3 protein-coding genes are annotated in these 6,497 nt (G+C 43.1%); 2 read left to right on the top strand and 1 reads right to left on the bottom strand.

Features of this window, described 5'->3' with window-relative positions; all coding sequences use genetic code 11:
* Positions 1–897 precede the first annotated feature (897 nt).
* A complete protein-coding gene (locus tag QUA83_RS16675) occupies positions 898–3,696 on the top strand; it encodes an ATP-binding protein (protein WP_333294409.1) in 2,799 nt (932 codons plus the stop codon).
* A 1-nt stretch (position 3,697) separates the two neighbouring features.
* Positions 3,698–5,602, top strand: a complete 1,905-nt coding sequence (locus tag QUA83_RS16670; RefSeq protein WP_333294408.1) for an EAL domain-containing protein — start codon at positions 3,698–3,700, stop codon at positions 5,600–5,602.
* 210 nt (positions 5,603–5,812) lie between these two features.
* On the opposite strand, the gene QUA83_RS16665 is transcribed toward QUA83_RS16670, so the two are convergent.
* The gene (locus QUA83_RS16665; RefSeq protein ID WP_333155790.1) at positions 5,813–6,421 is read right to left on the bottom strand and encodes a Uma2 family endonuclease; all 609 of its coding nucleotides are present in this window, start codon (positions 6,419–6,421) and stop codon (positions 5,813–5,815) included.
* Positions 6,422–6,497: the final 76 nt, after the last annotated feature.

Here is a 6,497-nt window from a genome sequence, read left to right as displayed (position 1 = left end):
CGCTATTTTTACCAACGGGGGATGAGGGCTATAAGTCAGATTCAGTCTAGCTCTTAGCCATCTTGTCACCCCCCCAGGGATTATTGACAGGCTGATTGACTCATAACATCGTCCAAGCTCGCCTTGAACCTGATTCAAGTGATCTCGCCACTCTCTTGTATTGACTCACGCCTGCGAAGATATTTTCGCTTGGTCAATCAACTCAAAACCTTGGAGCAGCTTTGCTTTTAACCTGCTTGTCACCCCGTCACACTTTTGAGTTTAGGGTTGGTTTAGGCACTATGCACGATAGACTATTAAGTTATTGTGCATCTAAGTTCCTATTTCCTCTATTTGAGAATCCTTGTGGGACGGGTCAGAGAGCTCGTTGAAAAAAAAAGCGCAATTTAGCTGGCGTAAGCTTAGGACTTACGCATAGAACCCCCAAACCCTTTTTCCAAAAGGGCTTTCAAGTGCCCCGTTTTTTGAAGCGGTTCCCCCCTTTTTTAAGGCCAGCACGGGGAAGCTGGGTTTCAGACCCTATAGTTCGTAAGTCCTGACTATAGTTGTATGCTTAGATCAATTAGTATTGAGGTCAAGACCTACAAGTAAATAAAGGTGTACTCAATATCCATGAAATCGGCAGGTAGGCTGACACTGCAACCCCAAGCAAAATATAGCGCATTTGACATTTATGGAGATTTCGTCTTAAATGGGGAGCTGTTTTTTTTCATAAATTTGCAAACTGTAGGATTATTACCCACTTATTTGGGCCCGGTTATTCAACAATAAGATATCATTAAACCAATTGGCGTTCAAGAGAGACGGAATTAATAATTTCCCTAGAGCTGACTTTAAATGACCAAGGGTGAGGGACTGTTGTTATAGAAATAATCCAAATACTAAAATGACTCCGCCATGACACTAATCGCAAGTGAGAATGAACTTGCAAAAAACCATCAAAAAATCCCGCTGCGCCTCGTCTTAGTCGTACCCTTCGTGCTGCAAATATTTCTCGCTGTGGGACTGACAGGTTGGCTCTCGCTACGCAACGGTAAAACTGCCGTCAACAACGTTACTAGCCAATTACGAACGGAGGTACTCGCCCGCATCAATCAACAACTAAACACTTATTTGGAAACGCCCCATTTGGTCAATGCCATCAGCGTCGATGCCATTGACCGCTTTGGGTTATGGAATCCAGACAATATGGGTTCTATGAGAAGCTACTTCTACTGGCAGCTCAAGCAATTTCCCACCGTTAGTTACATCAGTTTTGGCGGGGAAAGAAAAGAATATGCGGGTGCTGGATATAAGGATGATGGCAGTGTGGTTATTGAAATAACCGATCGCTCTACTAATTTTCTCAATACGATTGTCACCGTAGATAGAGATGGCAACCCGACTCAGTTTAAGGAAACCCACCCAGACTACGATCCCCGCATTCGACCCTGGTATAAAGCCGCAAAAGTTGCAGGCAAACCCCAATGGAATAAAATTTATCAATATTTTATTCAACCTAGCCTGGGAATCTCCGCTAGTCAGCCTGTTTACGATCGAAATGGCGCTTTTCGAGGAGTTGTCAGTACCGATCTGTTTCTCTCAAAAATCGGCGACTTTCTCCAAACTTTAAAAATTGGTAAATCGGGAAAGACTTTCATCATTGAACGATCGGGCTTGCTAGTAGCTTCTTCCACCGCCGAGAAGCCATTTATCAACAGCAAAAATCGCCAAAAAACGCAACGATTAAAAGCGATTGAAAGCAGCATACCTTTGATCAAGGGTACAGCGCAACATTTAATAGAACGCTTTGGTAACTTTACCGAAATTGACAGCAACCAGCAACTAGACTTCATGCTAGATGGTCAGCGGGAATTCGTGCAAGTATCCCCATTCCAAGATGGTAGAGGTCTGGATTGGCTGATTGTTGTAGTCGTTCCAGAAGCCGACTTTATGGAGGAAATCAATGCCAATACCCGTAGCACTATCCTACTCTGCGTTTTAGCGTTAGTGCTAGCGACGTTGTTAGGAATCCTCGCCTCCCACTGGATTACCCATCCTATTTTTCTTTTGAGTAAAGCGAGTAGAGCGATCGCTAGCGGTCAATTAGATCAAAAAGTAGATGTAAATGGCATAGATGAACTGGGATTTCTCGCTCAATCTTTTAACCAAATGGCACAGCAATTACGCGAGTCTTTTGCTGCTTTAGAAAAGACCAATTTAGAGCTAGAAAATCGAGTAGAAGAACGAACAAGTGAGCTAAAAGAGGCAAAAGTTGCTGCTGATACTGCTAACCATGCCAAGAGCGAATTCCTCGCCAACATGAGCCATGAACTCCGCACACCCCTGAACGGAATTCTGGGATACTCTCAAATTATGGAACGCGATAAAACTACCACTCCTAAACAAAAAGATGCTATCCACATTATTCACCAGTGTGGTTCCCACTTACTCACTCTTATTAACGATATTTTAGACCTTTCTAAAATTGAAGCAAGTAAAATGGAGCTTTACTGTTCAGCTTTTAATTTTCCTTCTTTTCTGATGGGCGTTGTGGAAATGTGCCGCATCCGAGCTGAACAAAAAGAAATTACATTTAGTTATCAAGTATTAAATCAACTTCCTAATGCAGTCAATGCTGATGAAAAACGACTGCGCCAAGTTTTGATTAACCTTTTGGGCAATGCTATTAAATTTACAGAAAAAGGTGGTGTTATTTTTAAGGTAGGTGTAATAGGTGACGGGGAAGACTCCGACCAATCACCACTTACTAAGATTCGTTTCCATATCCAAGATACTGGGGTTGGAATGGCACCAGAACAGTTAGAAAAAATATTTTTACCGTTTGAACAAGTCGGAAATAGCCAGCAGAAGGCAGAAGGAACTGGCTTAGGATTAGCGATCGCACAGAAAATTGTTCAAATGATGGGAGGCGAAATAAAAGTAGAAAGTATAGTCGGTCAAGGCAGCATTTTTTACCTGGATTTAGAGTTGACTAAATCATCTGAATATATTGAGTACAGTTCGAGGGATAATTTAATCAATTTAACGGGATTCAAAGGAAATAAAAATAAAATTTTGCTAGTAGATGATCGATTTGAAAATCGCGGTTTTCTTATAAATCTTTTAGAGCCACTAGGTTTTCAAATCATGGAAGCTTGTGATGGACAAGAGGGCTTAGATAAAGCTGCTGAGTTTAAACCAGATCTGATAATCACAGACTTAGTGATGCCAGTAATGGATGGATTTGAAATGTCCCGGCGCTTGCGGAAATCACCAGAATTTAAAGATGTAATATTGATAGCATCCAGCGCCAGCGTGTTTAACTTCGATCGGCAAAATAGCCACGAAGCAGGTTGTAACGAGTTCCTAGCAAAGCCTATCCAAGTAGAAGAATTGCTAGAAGTCTTAAAAAAATACTTACAAATAGAATGGATTTACGACCAATCTGCGGATTTGGCGATCGGACAGCAGGAAGGTTTCACTGATTTATTAAACGTTCAGAGTGATGAGCTTGTGATACCGCCATCAGCAGAGCTGGTAGCGCTGTTTAATGCGGCTCGGATCGGTGATATTGAAGTGGTTGAGCAGGAAGCCAATAGACTCAAGCAGATAGACGGCAACTATCTACCCTTTGCTAATAAAATCTTGCAATTTGCGAAAAATTTTGAAGAAAAAGAACTACTAGCTTTTGTAAAAAAACATTTGGGGGAATAAAATGCTCAACCAAAAAGACAATGTAATTTTAATTGTTGACGATAACCCAAATAACCTCAAACTTCTGTTCGATTTTTTGAAGGAGTCTGGCTTCAAGGTTTTAGTAGCTAAGGATGGCGAAAGTGCTATTGAGAAGTTACAAGAAGTTTCGCCAAATATCATATTGTTAGATGTGATGATGCCGGGGATGGATGGCTTTGAAACCTGCTACCGCTTAAAAGCATCGGTGGCAACGAAAGATATCCCTGTGATTTTTATGACAGCTCTTACGGATCGCGTCGATAAGGTTAAAGGTCTGTCAATGGGGGCAGTAGATTATATCACCAAACCCTTTCAGCAAGAGGAAGTCCTAGCCCGCGTGCAACTACACCTGAGACTGCGAAATTTGACCAAGACGCTGGAAGAGCAAAATGTGCTTCTCAAACAGGAAATTGAAGGGCGAAAAGAGGCGGAAGCCGCCTTGCAGAAACTCACTTCTGAGTTAGAGCAACGGGTGGCTTCTCAAACGGCTGAACTTAGACAAGCCTACAACGAGCTTCAACAGGCTCAAGTTCAGTTGTTGGAAAGGGAAGAAAAATTAGGACATGATGCTTTTCACGACGCCCTAACGGAGTTGCCTAACCGCGCTTGGTTTATGAATCGGCTGCAACAGGCGATCGACTTGTCATACAGACGTGAAGATTATCTATATGCGGTGCTATTTATTGATCTAGATCGCTTTAAAGTAGTGAATGATAGCCTCGGACATTTGGTTGGGGATCAATTACTAAAAAGCATTGCTCGTCAACTGCAAGTTTGTTTACGCCATACAGATGCAGTTGCGAGGTTTGGAGGAGATGAATTTGTGATCTTGCTGGAAGATATTCAAGATATTGATGAACCAAACAGGGTGGCTGAACGCATCCAAAATCAATTAAGGCAGCCGTTTAATTTGAATGATTATGAAGTATTTACCGAGATCAGCATTGGAATTATCGTTAGCACAATGGGTTATGAGCGCCCAGAAGACGTACTCAGAGATGCGGATATTGCTATGTATTATGCTAAAGCTCAAGGTAGAGGGCGTTACGAAATTTTCGATCCAGCTATGCAAACTGTGGCGATGACGCGCTTGCAGTTGGAGAACGACTTGAGAAGGGCAATGGCGCTACAAGAATTTTGCGTTCACTACCAGCCAATTGTCTCCCTTTCTACGGGGCAACTGAGTGGCTTTGAAGCTTTGGTGCGCTGGCATCACCCATCTGGCATCATCTACCCGCCTGCTGAGTTTATCCCTGTGGCTGAAGAAACTGGTTTGATCAATGAATTGGGGTGGTTTGTTTTGCAGGAAGCTTGTCACCAGATTAGTATTTGGCAGCAACAGTTTCCCCAAACACCTCCCTTGGCGATTAATGTCAATCTTTCCCCCGTGCAGCTCAAGCAAGCAAACCTACTCAATCGCATTGAGGAAATTTTGCAGCAGACTGGCTTTCCCAGCTACCGTCTCAAACTAGAGATTACTGAAAGTTGCATTTTGGAAACAGTATCCAGGGAAGAAAAGATGTTGAAGCAGCTAAAAGCTCTAGGCATTCTGTTGTGTATCGATGACTTTGGCACGGGCTACTCTTCTTTAAGCCGCTTACATGAGTTTCCCATTGATACGTTAAAGATTGACCGGTCTTTTGTGAGCCGCATTGGGGCAGACAACAGTGGCGTAGAAATTATCCAGACAATTGTGACGCTGGCTCGCAGCCGAGGTATGGATATCGTTGCAGAAGGCATAGAAACGCCAACACAGCTACAGAAACTGCGAGAGTTGGGGTGTGAGTTGGGGCAAGGATATTTATTTTCTAAGCCTGTAGACAGCTTCAAGGCAACCGAACTATTAGGCATAAAAGTAGGGCTAGTAAGCTGGCCTCCCATCTAGTTTGGCTCAATAAATTTTATGAATCTCTTGTAGCAAAGGCTCAAAAGCTTACTCTCCTTATACATTTCTCTCTAATCTCAAGTCGGAATTTGCCAATGCTAGGGCCTTGAATTATTCTGGGATGCCCAAGAGGCCGCTCGAATTCGGCACTTCTAGAAATATGGTTTCTGGTTGAGTAAATGTTTGTACCATAGCAATGTCTCCGTAAATTTAACCCCAAACTCGCCTTAAATTCAACACAAATCCTGGCAATACATCCTCTCCGGACAACTCGGTTGGATTAATTAATATTTCTACTTCTGGTTGTTGTCGGTAAATCTCTACGCGCCGATTTTGGGGGTCAATTAACCAGCCCAATCTCGCACCATTGTCAATATATTCTCGCATCTTTGTTTGGAGGGTGGAGAGACTGTCAGATGCCGATCGCAATTCTACTACAAAGTCTGGACACAGGGGAACAAAGCCTTTGCGTTCTTGTGCCGTTAGTGCTTCCCAGCGAGCTCGATTTATCCAAGAAGCGTCCGGTGAACGGCGAGCACCGTTAGGAAGAATGAATCCGGTAGAAGAATCAAATCCTTTTCCTAAATCCTCATTTGCTTCGCACCAGATGCCAAGTTGCGTGCTGATGCTGAGATTGCGATTGCCTGATTCTCCTCCGGTGGGTGGATTCACTATTAATTCTCCTCCTGCAGTTCTTTCTAATCTCAAGTCGGGATTTGCCAATGCTAGGGCCTCGAATTGTTCTGGGGTGACAAAGAGCCCGATCGCGTTTGGCAATTCTATAGAGATGGTTTCTGGTTCAGTAAATATTTGTACCATATTCAATTCCAGTTTTTTTTAGATTGAACTCGGCAACAAGAAAAAGTTAAAGGACTCTCGCACGGGGTGGGGCGGG

It is taken from the genome of Microcoleus sp. K1-B1, from assembly GCF_036704705.1.
In the GTDB taxonomy this organism is placed as follows: Bacteria; Cyanobacteriota; Cyanobacteriia; order Cyanobacteriales; family Microcoleaceae; genus Microcoleus.
The sequence above is the reverse complement of the archived record's forward strand: the minus strand, read 5'-3'. Positions and strand labels throughout refer to the sequence as shown.

What these genes read in the sequence shown, in the direction of transcription:
- QUA83_RS16675 (WP_333294409.1), top strand. Translation starts at nt 898, where the DNA reads ATGACACTAATCGCAAGTGAGAATGAACTTGCAAAAAACCATCAAAAA.
- QUA83_RS16670 (WP_333294408.1), top strand. Translation starts at nt 3,698, where the DNA reads ATGCTCAACCAAAAAGACAATGTAATTTTAATTGTTGACGATAACCCA.
- QUA83_RS16665 (WP_333155790.1), bottom strand. Translation starts at nt 6,421, where the DNA reads ATGGTACAAATATTTACTGAACCAGAAACCATCTCTATAGAATTGCCA.